General features: G+C 57.5%; 11 protein-coding genes and 1 pseudogene. 11 read left to right on the forward strand and 1 reads right to left on the reverse strand.

Features of this window, described 5'->3' with window-relative positions:
* The coding region (locus tag ACZO0A_RS11260) for an alpha-amylase family glycosyl hydrolase (RefSeq protein WP_486846344.1) at nucleotides 1-396 on the forward strand (396 nt) is incomplete at its 5' end.
* A gap of 85 nt (nucleotides 397-481) precedes the next feature.
* On the opposite strand, the gene ACZO0A_RS11265 is transcribed toward ACZO0A_RS11260, so the two are convergent.
* Nucleotides 482-637, reverse strand: coding sequence for a hypothetical protein (locus ACZO0A_RS11265; protein WP_294718834.1), 156 nt, complete (start codon nucleotides 635-637; stop codon nucleotides 482-484).
* A 306-nt stretch (nucleotides 638-943) separates the two neighbouring features.
* On the opposite strand from ACZO0A_RS11265, the gene ACZO0A_RS11270 reads away from it, so the two are divergent.
* From ACZO0A_RS11270 to ACZO0A_RS11315, 10 genes and pseudogenes are all read left to right on the forward strand, one after another.
* Entirely contained in the window at nucleotides 944-1,513 is a 570-nt protein-coding gene (locus tag ACZO0A_RS11270; RefSeq protein WP_294780321.1) for a TetR/AcrR family transcriptional regulator, read from the forward strand.
* The gene (locus tag ACZO0A_RS11275) at nucleotides 1,510-3,882 is read left to right on the forward strand and encodes a glycoside hydrolase family 2 protein (protein WP_302376405.1); all 2,373 of its coding nucleotides are present in this window, start codon (nucleotides 1,510-1,512) and stop codon (nucleotides 3,880-3,882) included. Before ACZO0A_RS11270 ends, ACZO0A_RS11275 begins: the two co-directional genes overlap by 4 nt.
* Nucleotides 3,873-5,255, forward strand: a complete 1,383-nt coding sequence (locus ACZO0A_RS11280) for a glycoside-pentoside-hexuronide (GPH):cation symporter (protein ID WP_308132388.1) — start codon at nucleotides 3,873-3,875, stop codon at nucleotides 5,253-5,255. The genes ACZO0A_RS11275 and ACZO0A_RS11280 overlap by 10 nt, the downstream gene beginning before the upstream one ends.
* A gap of 1 nt (nucleotide 5,256) precedes the next feature.
* Nucleotides 5,257-6,846, forward strand: a complete 1,590-nt coding sequence (locus ACZO0A_RS11285) for a glycoside hydrolase family 36 protein (RefSeq protein ID WP_337555984.1) — start codon at nucleotides 5,257-5,259, stop codon at nucleotides 6,844-6,846.
* Nucleotides 6,847-7,007: 161 nt separating this feature from the next.
* Entirely contained in the window at nucleotides 7,008-8,402 is a 1,395-nt protein-coding gene (locus ACZO0A_RS11290; RefSeq protein ID WP_291213233.1) for a uracil-xanthine permease family protein, read from the forward strand.
* A gap of 344 nt (nucleotides 8,403-8,746) precedes the next feature.
* A pseudogene (locus ACZO0A_RS11295) lies at nucleotides 8,747-9,226 on the forward strand (class I SAM-dependent methyltransferase); the annotation flags it as partial.
* A gap of 85 nt (nucleotides 9,227-9,311) precedes the next feature.
* On the forward strand, nucleotides 9,312-10,694 hold the full coding sequence (locus tag ACZO0A_RS11300; protein ID WP_308132388.1) for a glycoside-pentoside-hexuronide (GPH):cation symporter: 1,383 nt from the start codon (nucleotides 9,312-9,314) through the stop codon (nucleotides 10,692-10,694).
* 1 nt (nucleotide 10,695) lies between these two features.
* On the forward strand, nucleotides 10,696-12,297 hold the full coding sequence (locus tag ACZO0A_RS11305; protein ID WP_486846347.1) for a glycoside hydrolase family 36 protein: 1,602 nt from the start codon (nucleotides 10,696-10,698) through the stop codon (nucleotides 12,295-12,297).
* 353 nt (nucleotides 12,298-12,650) lie between these two features.
* Nucleotides 12,651-12,857 carry a hypothetical protein gene (locus ACZO0A_RS11310; RefSeq protein ID WP_308132390.1) on the forward strand — a complete coding sequence of 69 codons (207 nt, stop codon included), beginning with the start codon at nucleotides 12,651-12,653 and terminating at the stop codon, nucleotides 12,855-12,857.
* A gap of 22 nt (nucleotides 12,858-12,879) precedes the next feature.
* Nucleotides 12,880-13,608 carry a chorismate-binding protein gene (locus tag ACZO0A_RS11315; protein ID WP_308132391.1) on the forward strand — a complete coding sequence of 243 codons (729 nt, stop codon included), beginning with the start codon at nucleotides 12,880-12,882 and terminating at the stop codon, nucleotides 13,606-13,608.
* The last annotated feature ends 15 nt before the right edge of the window (nucleotides 13,609-13,623 follow it).

The following is a 13,623-nucleotide window of genomic DNA, read 5'->3' on the forward strand; positions in this document are numbered from 1 at the left end:
ACCCCGATGCAGTGGGACGCGAGCGAGAACGCCGGGTTTACCACCGGTACGCCGTGGATCGGCATTGCCGACAACTACAAGGCCATCAACGCCGCTGCCCAGATGTACAACCCGGATTCCATCCGCAGCTTTTACAAAAAATTGGTGTCCCTGCGCAAGCAAATGCCGGTCATCAGCGCGGGCAGAATCGAATTTTTGTACCCCGATAACGCAGATCTGTTGGCCTACCGCCGGTACGACGGTGAGACGGAACTGCTGGTGCTCTGTAACCTGCGGACATGGGAAATTGCAAAGCCCCTGCCCGACGGCTGGACCGCCGCCGAAGAACTGCTGGGAAACTACCCTGAATCTGCCGCCACCCTGCGCCCCTATGAGTGTGTGGTGCTGAAAAAGTAAGCCCCCAAATCCTAAAAGCAAAGCCGCTTTCCCTTATTTGCACTGCAAATGAGGGAAAGCGGCTTTTTGTAAGGGAAAAATGATTTTACTGTGTCAGCAGCCAATCCGGCAAGTGGATGATCCGGATTCCGTCATAGTTGCCAAGGGTCACTTTGTCCAGTGTCAGAATGATTTTCTCATAGTTATCCCGGATATTGCGCAAGGGTACGATTTCGCGGGCGAAAGTTTCCTCGGCGGTCATGTCGGCAGTGACCTGGAAGTAGGTGGATACTCTTTGCGCAAAACCACGGCGTACACCTCCCGGATGTTGTACTCATTGTAGAGTTTTTGGCGGCATACGTCAACAAAATTCCGAAATCGGAATATTCTGTGATATTTACGCGGGGAAATTCCGAAAACTGAAACTGTTTTCCTTCGGCGAAGTGACGAAAAAAATTGCTCATCCTTAGCGAAAAGAGAGAACTTACAGGAAACCCCTTGAATAAGCAGGGGTTTCGCACTACAATGGAAACCGAAAAGATAATTTGAGTTTCCGCGAGGTGAAAGCATGGATGAACACAACGAATTGTGCGTAAAACTCCGGGCGGCAGGTATGGCGCTTTTCCGGCGCGAGGGGCTGCGCTTCACGATGCAGCAGGCCGCTGAAGCCATCCACATCAGCAAAAAGACGATCTACACGGTCTATCCATCCAAGGAAGCGCTGCTTTTGGACATGGTGGACGACGCCTTTGCGCACATCCATGCCCGCAAGCAAAGCATCATCGACGGCCCCGGCACGCTGACCGACAAGCTGCGGGCTGTAATCATCGCCCTGCCGGAGGAGTACACCGCGCTGGACTTGCAGCAGATGGCCTTGCTGGATGAAAGGTACCCCGCCGTCGCCGCCCGTGTGCGGGAGCATCTGGAAAACGGCTGGGAGCCGACGCTGGCCCTGCTGGAACAGGGCATGGAGCAAGGTGTGCTGCGCCGGGTATCGCTGCCGATTTTACAGCGGATGATCTCGGCGTCCATTGAGGATTTCCTCGCGGATCGCACGCTGGAACAACAGGGGATAACCTACACGCAAGCGCTCGACGAAATGGTTGCAATTTTATGGGAGGGAATCGCGGTACGATGAAATACAGTCTTTGCAATAATTGGGAATTTACCGAGATCTGGAGCGATGCCTTTTGCACCGGCGCACCCGTGCCATGCCAGGCTGTGCGTCTGCCCCATACCTGCCGCGAACTGCCGCTCCACTACGCAGATCCCGCAGACTATGAGATGGCCTGCGGCTACCGCCGCACGCTGACCTTGCCGGACGCGCCGCGGCTGTTTTTGCGGTTTGACGGCGCGGCCCACCAGGCTGCAGTCTACCTGAACGGCCAGCTCGTGGGGGAACATTTGGGTGGCTACACGGCGTTTGCACTGGAAATTACAAATTTTGTGCATCGTGACGCAGAAAATCTGCTGGCCGTGCGGCTGGACACGCGGGAAGACCCGGCCCTGCCGCCCTTCGGCTTCGTCATCGACTACCTGACCTACGGCGGACTCTACCGCGAGGTCTGGCTCGAAACCACCGCTGCCACCTGCGTGACCGACCTGTTTGTGCACACGCCGACGCTGACAGAGGCCGCTGTCTCCGTAACTACTGATGCTCCGGAAAAGGCTGCCGTGCTGCGGGTGAGCCTCTGCGCCCCGGACGGCGCGGCACTTGTGGGCCAACAGCTGCCCGCCGCCGCAAAAGCAGAATGCACGCTGACCCTGCCCGACGCCCAGCCCTGGGGTACCGACCACCCGAACCTGTACACCTGCCGCGCTGAACTTCTGGACGCAGCCGGGCAGGTACTGGACTGCCGTGAGACGACATTCGGCTTCCGCACGGCAGAATTTAAGGCGGACGGATTTTATTTAAACGGGAAAAAGACGTTCCTGCGCGGACTCAACCGCCACCAGAGCTACCCTTACATCGGCTACGCCGCGCCGGAGAGTTTGCAGCGCAACGATGCCCGCATTTTGAAAAACGAGCTGCACTGCAACGCCGTCCGCACCAGTCATTACCCGCAGAGCCAGCACTTTCTGGACGAATGTGACAAGCTGGGACTGCTTGTCTTTACCGAGCTGCCCGGCTGGCAGCACATCGGCGACGCCGCATGGAAGGACCGCGCCTGCGAAATGCTGCGAGAGATGATCCTGCAAAACCGCAGCCACCCCAGCATTATCTTGTGGGGCGTGCGCATCAATGAGAGTGTGGACGACGATGAATTTTACAACCGAACGAATAAAATTGCACACGAGCTTGACCCGAGCCGCGCAACCTCCGGTGTGCGGTATCTGGAAAAAAGCCATTTGTTAGAGGACGTCTACGCCTACAACGATTTCTCCCACAACGGCATGAACGCCGGGGCCAAGCGCAAAAAGGACGTGACCCCCGATATGGGCAAAGCGCTCCTGATTTCGGAGTGCAACGGCCATATGTACCCCACAAAGCCTTTTGACGATGCGCCCCACCGCCAGGAACACGCGCTGCGCCATGCGAGGGTACTGAACGCCGCCTACGCCGACGGCGAACATGCGGGCTGCTTCGGCTGGTGCATGTTCGACTACGCCACCCACAAGGATTTTGGCTCCGGTGACCGCATCTGCTACCACGGCGTGCTGGACAGCTTCCGCAACCCGAAACTGGCCGCCGCCGTCTATGCCTCCCAAGGCGGGGGCAAACCGATTTTGATCGTCAGCTCAACGATGGACATTGGCGATTCCCCGGCCGGGCAGTTGGGTACGGTGTATGTGTTCACGAACGCCGAGCGGGTGGACCTCTACAAAAATGACGTATTTGTGACAACTTTGCACAAGAGCGGCTGGACGGCCCTGCCGCACCCACCACTGGCTGTGGATGACACGATTGGCGAGCTGCTGGAAACGCAGGAGCGTTTCGACAAGGCCAAGGCCGACACGCTGCGCGACTGCCTGCTGGCAGCGGGCAAATACGGCCTGGCCGGGCTGCCGCTGCGCTACAAGTTCAGGCTGGCGTGGTGCATGGTTCGCTACAAAATGAGCTTTGACGACGGCGTAAAGCTGTACGGCAAGTATGTGGGCAACTGGGGCGGCGCGGCCACCCGCTGGCGGTTTGACGCCAAAAACGGCGATACGGTAGTAAAAAGTGTGACGCTCTGCCCCAGCCGCAAGCTGCATCTGGAGGTCACCCCGTCAGCCCACGCCTTGCGTGAGGGCGACACCTACGACATGGCTGCCGTGCGGGTGCGCATTCTGGACGAGAACGGCAGCCCCGCCGTCTACGCCCAGCTGCCGCTGCAATTTGCCGCAAGCGGCGCGGCGGCGCTCGTCGGCCCATCCATCGCCACGGCGGAGGGCGGCATGGGCGGCACCTACATCCGCACGATAGGCCAGACCGGCACGGCCAGCCTGACCGTGGCCGCCCCGCAATGTGAGCCTGTCACCGTAACATTTTCCGTCACCGGAAAGGAGAATACAGCATGGAACTGACAACAAAGCAAAAGGCCGCGTTTGGTATCGGCGCGGTGGGCAAGGATATGGTCTACGCCCTGTCGGCATCCTATGTTATGTACTATTATCAGGATGTGCTGGGGCTTTCGGCCACGTTCGTCGGCCTGATTCTGATGATTGCCCGCGTGTTCGACGCCTTCAACGACCCGTTCATGGGTGTGTTGGTCGCCAAGACCCGCACGCGGTGGGGGCGGTTCCGGCCGTGGATCTTTTCGGGTACCGTGCTCAACGCCGCGGTTCTCTACGCGCTGTTTGCCGCGCCCGCGCTGGCCGAAGCCGGGATGATGGTCTATTTCAGCGTCATTTATATTCTGTGGGGCGTTACCTACACGATGATGGACATTCCTTATTGGTCAATGATCCCAGCCGTGACCCGAACCCCCGCAGACCGTGAGAATCTTTCAGTCGTCGGCCGCACCTGCGCGGGTGTCGGTTCGGCGCTGATTGCGATGTTCACGATGTTGCTCGTCGGCGCTTTGGGCGGTGACAGTGAGCGCGCTGGCTTCCGCTGGGTGGCGCTGATTGTGGCCGTAATCTTCGTTGTAACGGAAATTCTCTGCTGCGCTAGTGTCAAAGAGACGAGCGGCGGCGAGATGAAAACCGCCACCGTCGGTGAGATGTTCAAGGCGCTGTTTGCAAACGATCAGGCGCTCGTCGTCGTGGGCAGCATCGTCCTCATTAACTCAGCGCTGTACCTCACGTCCAACTTCATCATCTACTTCTTTAAATATGACTTTGGTGGAACGGGCTGGAAAGCCAGCTACACGCTGTTTTCCACCATCGGCGGCGCGGCGCAGATTCTGGGCATGATGATCCTTTACCCGCTCGTGCGCAAAAAATTAAGCAATACCGGCGTGTTTACGTTAAGTCTGGCGCTGGCGCTGGGCGGCTACGGTGTGCTGCTTGTGCTCTGCCTGACCGGTTTCTCGGGGAATCTGGTGTTGCTGTGCGTGCCGGGCGTTGTGGTGTTCGCGTGTAACGGTATGCTCAGTGTGCTGACGACGCTGTTCCTCTCGAACAGTGTAGACTACGGCCAGCTCAAGACCGGCCGGCGCGAGGAGAGCGTGATTTTCTCGATGCAGACGTTCGTCGTAAAGGCGGCGTCCGGCGTGGCGGTGTTCCTGACTGGCATCGGCCTGGACCTGATCGGCCTGGTCGGCAACACCGAGGAGACCGGTCCCGTGGCCGCGCAGAGCGCCTCGACTCTGCTGGGCCTGCGCCTGATGATGACCGTGCTGCCGATGGTCGTTCTGGTCGCGGCGCTGGTGCTGTTCCGCCACAAATTCACCCTGAGCGACGACCACGCGGCCGAGATCAGCGCACAGCTGCACGGCAAAAAAGAGGGTGTCTGATATGACGGAGCTGCATTGGCGCGCGGCCACGGATGCGGGAAGCTATGACGGTACAGCATTGATTTCGGTAGGGCAGGGGGCTGTGCATCTGCGCACTGACCTGCCTGCCGGAACGCTGGAAAATGCTGTGGCGACGCTGTCCTGGCCGATGGCCGAGAATGAAAAAATCTTCATGAACGGCTACCAGACCTGGACCGAGTGCCCGGAACTGCCCAAGTGGGGCCGCCAGCGCGGCACCGACCACATTCCGAAATTTCTGCTGGACAAATACGCCTTTGACCGCTACGGCGACTACCATTTTGTGCGCTACAGCAAACGAAAAGGCATGAGCCACGGGTTCTCCTACTGCTATTTCCGCAGTGGGGAACACTACCGCCTTGTGGCAAGCCTCAACGAAACGCCCGGCTACACGATTTTTTACTACGACGCCAAGGCGGCTGTCTTGCGCATCGAGCGGGACTGCGCCGGGGTGTGCCACGGCGGCAGCGTGTTTGCGGCGTTCGATTTGTTCTTTGCTGAGGGTAGCGAGGACGAGGTCTTTGACGCATGGTTCGCGGCGCTCGGCTGCCGCCCGCGTACTACAAAAAAGCTGGCCGGGTATTCCAGCTGGTATAACCGCTACCAAAACATTGACGAAGCGTCAATTTTGGAGGACCTGCAGGGGTGCAGGGCACTGTTCAAACCCGGAGACCTCTTTCAAATCGACGATGGCTGGGAAGCAAAGGTCGGCGATTGGCTCGAAACCGACCACGCTAAATTCCCCCATGGGCTGCGCCCGCTGGCCGACGCTGCGCACGAGAGCGGCTTTCTGACCGGACTGTGGCTGGCCCCCTTCGTCTGCGAAAAAGAGTCTGCCGTTTACCGCGATCATCCCGACTGGCTACTGCAAGTGAACGGCCAACCCTGGTGCTGCGGCAGCAACTGGAGCAGCTTTTATGCACTGGACATCGACAATCCGGAAGTGCTGGACTACCTGCAAACTGTGTTTGACCGGGTGTTGAACGACTGGGGTTTTGATTTGGTAAAGCTCGACTTTTTGTACGGCGCAGCGACGTTTGGAAGCGCAAGCGAATCCCGCGCCGCGCGGATGCAGCGGGCTATGGCGCTGTTGCGCACCTGGTGCGGCGACAAGCTGATTTTAGGCTGCGGCGTGCCGGTCATGCCCGCCTTTGGTATCGTTGACTACTGCCGCGTTGGGTGTGATGTAGGGCTGGACTGGGACGATGTATGGTATATGCGGCTTTTCCACCGCGAGCGAGTCTCTACAAAGCAGTCCATCGGCAACACGATTTTCCGCCGCCAGCTCAACAGACGCGCCTACGGCAGCGACCCCGATGTCTTCTTCCTGCGCGAGGAAAACTGCAAACTGACCGCACAGCAAAAGCAGACTCTGGCTCAGGTCAATGCACTGTTCAGCGGCATCCTGCTCACCTCCGATATGCCCAGCCGCTATACCGATGAGATGCGCCGCCAATACAACGCCCTGCGGGAATTGACCGAACACGCCGAAAATTGCACCGTGGATGCAGACAACGGTCTGACCGTACACTACACCCTGCACGGCAAGCAGCAGGTAATCAAAGTCTTCTGACCGTACAGCTTTCTGCAAAATGCCACAAAATTTTTGCTGTGACCGCTGATAGAATTGCAATCGCAGGGCAGGGGATGGTATAATGTGTAAATAGGGCGGTATGCCCTTCCGCTTCGGCGGTACATGTTATATTGTAATAATTTTATCTGAGGAGTTGTGGAATGAAGAAAAACGATCTTTCCCCCGAAGCCTTTCGCTTTGAAGGCAAGATGTCCCTGAAGCAGGCACTGCCGCTGGGCATGCAGCATGTGTTGGCGATGTTTGTCGGCAACCTTACGCCGCTGCTTATCATCACGGGCGCCTGCGGCCTGGCCGGCGGCGAATTTGCCGACCTGCGCGTCACACTGCTGCAGAATGCCATGCTTGTGGCGGGCATCGTCACACTGGTTCAGCTGTATTCCATCGGCCCCATCGGCGGCAAGGTGCCTATCATCATGGGCACCTCCTCCGGCTTCATCGGGGTATTCAGTTCGGTCGCAGCCTCGATGGGCGGCGGCGTACTGGCCTACGGCGCAATCATGGGCGCGTCCCTGATCGGCGGCCTGTTCGAGACAGTGCTCGGCTTTTTTCTGAAGCCGCTGCGCAAGCTGCTGCCCTCTGTCGTTACCGGCACGGTGGTGCTTTCCATCGGTTTGAGCCTGATCTCGGTCGGCGTAAACTCCTTCGGCGGCGGCAACACCGCGCAGGATTTCGGCTCGGTCGAAAACCTGCTGCTCGCCATCTTTGTGCTGGTCGTCATCCTGATCTGCAAGCACTCCGGCAGCACCTTTTTGAATTCCTCCTCGATTTTGGTGGGCATCATCTGCGGCTACATTGCAGCGTTTCTCATGGGCCTTGTTCTGCCCACCACGGTGCTGAACGCCGAGGGCGTTGCCTATACCAAGGCATGGGTGCTGAACTGGAACAAGGTGGCCGAGGCAAAATGGTTTGCATTGCCCCAGCTGATGCCGGTCAAGCCGGTGTTTGATATGCGTGCAATCGCACCGGTCATGATTATGTTTATCGTCACGGCGGTCGAAACCGTGGGCGATATTTCCGGCGTTATCATGGGCGGCATGGACCGCGAGGCCACGGACACCGAGCTGTCCGGCGGCGTCATCTGCGATGGTATCGGCTCCAGCTTTGCCGCGCTGTTCGGCGTGCTGCCCAACACCTCCTTCAGCCAGAATGTCGGCCTTGTCAGCATGACCAAGGTCGTCAACCGCTTTGCACTGGCCACCGGCGGAATCTTCCTGATCCTCTGCGGTCTGGTGCCCAAGCTGGGCGCGCTCGTCTCGATCATGCCGCAGTCGGTGCTGGGCGGCGCAGCGGTCATGATGTTCTCCTCGATCGTAGTGAGCGGTATTCAGCTCATCACCCGCGAGCCGCTGACCCCGCGCAGCCTGAGCATCGTCTCGGTAGCGCTCGGTCTCGGCTATGGCATCGGTGCCAACAACGGCATCCTTGCCCACGCACCGCAGATGCTCTCTCTGGTATTCGGCGGCTCCGGCATCGTGCCCGCCGCACTCGTTGCCATCCTCTTGAATCTGGCCATTCCCAAGGATGAAAACGGCTAAAGGAAGCTTTTCTCAATAGCGGGCAGTGTAAAGCGCACTGCCCGCTATTGTATTTTGTAGAAATTCAAACGCACAAAAGCACCTGTAGCACCCTATTGACATTTGGGTGCCAGACTACTATTATATGACTGAAATATCGTAGAATTGTTGCTGGTGCGCCGTTTTGGCTGCGTGCAGCTTTTTTACGATCCATCGGTTAGGTTCTTCTAACTCGCATGTGCAAGCTGCCATGCTGCCGACGTGCAGCTTTTCAAATAAGCAGCAGTTAGTTGATGTAAACCAAGGAGTTGAGCATTACGAAAAAGAATTTTTGGGACAGAAATGCAGCAGGCTATGACCGCTTTATGCGCAAGAACGCAATAGCCTATGATCAATTATATGCATTGCTTCGCCCTGCTGTGTGGCACAAAACCGTTTTGGAGGTAGCCACCGGTACAGGGCAGGTGGCAAAGCATCTCCTGCGTTCTGCTGATCACATTGAGGCTACCGACTCCTCCGCAGCGATGATTGCGCAGGCAAAGCGGGGTAATTTTTCCTCCAAGCTGTATTTTTCCGTGCAGGATATGTTCCATCTGCCTTATGCTGACCAGTCCTTTGATGTTGTCATTGTCTCCAATGCGCTACACATTGTACCGCATCCTGAGAGAGCCCTCACCGAGCTTCGCCGTGTGCTTAAAAACGATGGCATGCTGATTGCGCCGACCTTTACCCATGCAGAGAATTCCCCTTGGGGAAGGCTTCAGGCCCTTGCGCTGAAAATTGCAGGCTTTCCGCTGCACAGCAGGTGGACGAGTGTTGCGTATCTGGCATTTTTGCAGCAAAACGGCTGGACCGTTTGCAAAAGTGTTGTGTTGCAGAATTCCATTCCACTTACCTACGCAGAGTGTAAAAAATCGAGGAGAATACAGCATGGAACTGACAACAAAGCAAAAGGCCGCGTTTGGTATCGGCGCGGTGGGCAAGGATATGGTCTACGCCCTGTCGGCATCCTACGTTATGTACTATTATCAGGATGTGCTGGGGCTTTCGGCCACGTTCGTCGGCCTGATTCTGATGATCGCCCGTGTGTTCGACGCCTTCAACGACCCGTTCATGGGTGTGTTGGTCGCCAAGACCCGCACGCGGTGGGGGCGGTTCCGGCCGTGGATCTTTTCGGGTACCGTGCTCAACGCCGCGGTTCTCTACGCGCTGTTTGCCGCGCCCGCGCTGGCCGAAGCCGGGATGATGGTCTATTTCAGCGTCATTTATATTCTGTGGGGCGTTACCTACACGATGATGGACATTCCTTATTGGTCAATGATCCCAGCCGTGACCCGAACCCCCGCAGACCGTGAGAATCTTTCAGTCGTCGGCCGCACCTGCGCGGGTGTCGGTTCGGCGCTGATTGCGATGTTCACGATGTTGCTCGTCGGCGCTTTGGGCGGTGACAGTGAGCGCGCTGGCTTCCGCTGGGTGGCGCTGATTGTGGCCGTAATCTTCGTTGTAACGGAAATTCTCTGCTGCGCTAGTGTCAAAGAGACGAGCGGCGGCGAGATGAAAACCGCCACCGTCGGTGAGATGTTCAAGGCGCTGTTTGCAAACGATCAGGCGCTCGTCGTCGTGGGCAGCATCGTCCTCATTAACTCAGCGCTGTACCTCACGTCCAACTTCATCATCTACTTCTTTAAATATGACTTTGGTGGAACGGGCTGGAAAGCCAGCTACACGCTGTTTTCCACCATCGGCGGCGCGGCGCAGATTCTGGGCATGATGATCCTTTACCCGCTCGTGCGCAAAAAATTAAGCAATACCGGCGTGTTTACGTTAAGTCTGGCGCTGGCGCTGGGCGGCTACGGTGTGCTGCTTGTGCTCTGCCTGACCGGTTTCTCGGGGAATCTGGTGTTGCTGTGCGTGCCGGGCGTTGTGGTGTTCGCGTGTAACGGTATGCTCAGTGTGCTGACGACGCTGTTCCTCTCGAACAGTGTAGACTACGGCCAGCTCAAGACCGGCCGGCGCGAGGAGAGCGTGATTTTCTCGATGCAGACGTTCGTCGTAAAGGCGGCGTCCGGCGTGGCGGTGTTCCTGACTGGCATCGGCCTGGACCTGATCGGCCTGGTCGGCAACACCGAGGAGACCGGTCCCGTGGCCGCGCAGAGCGCCTCGACTCTGCTGGGCCTGCGCCTGATGATGACCGTGCTGCCGATGGTCGTTCTGGTCGCGGCGCTGGTGCTGTTCCGCCACAAATTCACCCTGAGCGACGACCACGCGGCCGAGATCAGCGCACAGCTGCACGGCAAAAAAGAGGGTGTCTGATATGACGGAGCTGCATTGGCGCGCGGCCACGGATGCGGGAAGCTATGACGGTACAGCATTGATTTCGGTAGGGCAGGGGGCTGTGCATCTGCGCACTGACCTGCCTGCCGGAACGCTGGAAAATGCTGTGGCGACGCTGTCCTGGCCGATGGCCGAGAATGAAAAAATCTTCATGAACGGCTACCAGACCTGGACCGAGTGCCCGGAACTGCCCAAGTGGGGCCGCCAGCGCGGCACCGACCACATTCCGAAATTTCTGCTGGACAAATACGCCTTTGACCGCTACGGCGACTACCATTTTGTGCGCTACAGCAAACGAAAAGGCATGAGCCACGGGTTCTCCTACTGCTATTTCCGCAGTGGGGAACACTACCGCCTTGTGGCAAGCCTCAACGAAACGCCCGGCTACACGATTTTTTACTACGACGCCAAGGCGGCTGTCTTGCGCATCGAGCGGGACTGCGCCGGGGTGTGCCACGGCGGCAGCGTGTTTGCGGCGTTCGATTTGTTCTTTGCTGAGGGTAGCGAGGACGAGGTCTTTGACGCATGGTTCGCGGCGCTCGGCTGCCGCCCGCGTACTACAAAAAAGCTGGCCGGGTATTCCAGCTGGTATAACCGCTACCAAAACATTGACGAAGCGTCAATTTTGGAGGACCTGCAGGGGTGCAGGGCACTGTTCAAACCCGGAGACCTCTTTCAAATCGACGATGGCTGGGAAGCAAAGGTCGGCGATTGGCTCGAAACCGACCCCGCTAAATTCCCCCATGGGCTGCGCCCGCTGGCCGACGCTGCGCACGACAGCGGCTTTCTGACCGGACTGTGGTTGGCCCCCTTCGTCTGCGAAAAAGAGTCTGCCGTTTACCGCGATCATCCCGACTGGCTGCTGCAAGTGAACGGCCAACCCTGGTGCTGCGGCAGCAACTGGAGCAGCTTTTATGCACTGGACATCGACAACCCGGAAGTGCTGGACTACCTGCAAACTGTGTTTGACCGGGTGTTGAACGACTGGGGTTTTGATTTGGTAAAGCTCGACTTTTTGTACGGTGCAGCGACGTTTGGCAGCGCAAGCGAATCCCGCGCCGCACGGATGCAGCGGGCTATAGCGCTGCTGCGCACCTGGTGCGGCGACAAGCTGATTTTAGGCTGCGGCGTGCCGGTCATGCCCGCGTTCGGCGTGGTAGATTACTGCCGCATCGGCTGTGACGTGAGCCTGGACTGGGACGACGTGTGGTATATGCGGCTGTTCCACCGCGAGAGGGTGTCCACAAAGCAGAGCATCGGCAACACGGTTTTCCGCCGCCAGCTCAATGGCCGCGCCTACGGCAGCGATCCGGATGTATTCTTTTTACGGGAGGAAAACTGCAAGTTGACCCCGCAGCAAAAGGACCAGCTTGCCACGGTCAACGCGTTGTTCAGCGGCATTTTGCTGACGTCCGACATGCCCAGCCGTTACACCCTCGAAATGCGCGAACAATACGCGGCCTTGCGCGACCTATCCGCCCACGCTGAAAATATCTGCGTCGATGCTGACCACGACATCTGTATACGATACACCCTGCATGGGCAAGAAAAGACACTTGTACTGGAAAAGAAGAAATTGTAAATCTGCGGAAAATGTGAAAATTGCAAGGTTTACTATACTCAAATTTAACAATTTAAATCGATGAAGCGTAGATAACGGCGCACTATGCCCGTACAGAGAGCCTGTGATGCTGAGAGTCAGGCCGGAAACGGAGCGCCAAATGGACCGCCGAGGGTGCAGTCAAATGTGGGCGACCGCAAAGTATTCTGCAACGTGGGGGCATACGTCAGTTGCCGGGGATGTGTTGGCATCCCGCTAAGCGCATGGGCGGCAAGGCCCATGAACCAGGGTGGCACCGCGAAGAATTTTCGTCCCTGGCAGAAAGAGAAATCTTTCTACCAGGGACATTTTGTTTTTGCAAGGGGGAAGGGAAGATGAAATTTTCACCGCCGGTCGAAGAAGTCAAGGCACTCACGGCCCGGGGCGAGTACAAGGTCGCGCCCATCAGCTGCGAGATATTGTCGGACATCTGCACGCCCATCGAGTCAATGCAGATACTCAAAAACGTTTCGACACACTGCTACCTGCTGGAATCCCCAGGCCAACGAAAAGTGGGGCCGCTACACGTTTTTGGGCTATGACCCCAAGATGGAGATAACGTGCGTGAACGGAACCTTGCGCGCCGGGGACGTGACCCTGCATACCGACGACCCATCGGCGGTGCTGCGGGACATTCTGGCCCGGTACAAAAGCCAGCGCCTGCCCGGCCTGCCAACGTTTACCGGCGGCCTTGTCGGCTACTTCTCCTATGATTACCTCGGTTACCGCGAACCGAAGGCCCGCACTGACGCTCAGGATACCGAGAACTTTAAAGATGTAGATTTGATGCTGTTTGACAAGGTCATCGCCTTTGACAATCTGCGACAGAAAATCATCCTGATTGCAAATATGCCGCTGGACGCCGTACAGACAAACTACAACAAAGCCACGCGGGAATTGCAGCAGATGGCCGACCTGCTGCGCCACGGCACCAAAAAGCAGGAACCGCCCGGCAAACTGCTGGGTGAGTTTACACCGCTCTTCGACCGCGCTGCCTACTGCGCAATGGTCGAGCGAGCACGGCATCATATTTACGAGGGCAACATCTTCCAGATCGTGCTCTCTGACCGGCTGTCCGCGCCGTTTGATCTATACCAGGGAGACAGCAAATATAGACGAGGAAAGCTGAGCGCCAAAAACTTCGGTATGGAGGATAACAAAAAATTGTACCGTTGTACGTTGCATTTTGCCTGTGATAATAGAACCCCTTGGCAAAACTTGTATGCGGGTGCGTTGGCTGAGTGGCTGCCTGCGACATTTTTCTTGTCATTTCAAAAAATGGTAGTAAAATAAAGGTATGCTGTCTGA

Source organism: Gemmiger sp., assembly GCF_057431175.1.

Excerpts from the sequence above, each read along its gene's own strand:
- ACZO0A_RS11265 (WP_294718834.1), bottom strand. The coding sequence starts at position 637 with ATGACCGCCGAGGAAACTTTCGCCCGCGAAATCGTACCCTTGCGCAAT.
- ACZO0A_RS11270 (WP_294780321.1), top strand. The coding sequence starts at position 944 with ATGGATGAACACAACGAATTGTGCGTAAAACTCCGGGCGGCAGGTATG.
- ACZO0A_RS11275 (WP_302376405.1), top strand. The coding sequence starts at position 1,510 with ATGAAATACAGTCTTTGCAATAATTGGGAATTTACCGAGATCTGGAGC.
- ACZO0A_RS11280 (WP_308132388.1), top strand. The coding sequence starts at position 3,873 with ATGGAACTGACAACAAAGCAAAAGGCCGCGTTTGGTATCGGCGCGGTG.
- ACZO0A_RS11285 (WP_337555984.1), top strand. The coding sequence starts at position 5,257 with ATGACGGAGCTGCATTGGCGCGCGGCCACGGATGCGGGAAGCTATGAC.
- ACZO0A_RS11290 (WP_291213233.1), top strand. The coding sequence starts at position 7,008 with ATGAAGAAAAACGATCTTTCCCCCGAAGCCTTTCGCTTTGAAGGCAAG.
- ACZO0A_RS11300 (WP_308132388.1), top strand. The coding sequence starts at position 9,312 with ATGGAACTGACAACAAAGCAAAAGGCCGCGTTTGGTATCGGCGCGGTG.
- ACZO0A_RS11305 (WP_486846347.1), top strand. The coding sequence starts at position 10,696 with ATGACGGAGCTGCATTGGCGCGCGGCCACGGATGCGGGAAGCTATGAC.
- ACZO0A_RS11310 (WP_308132390.1), top strand. The coding sequence starts at position 12,651 with ATGAAATTTTCACCGCCGGTCGAAGAAGTCAAGGCACTCACGGCCCGG.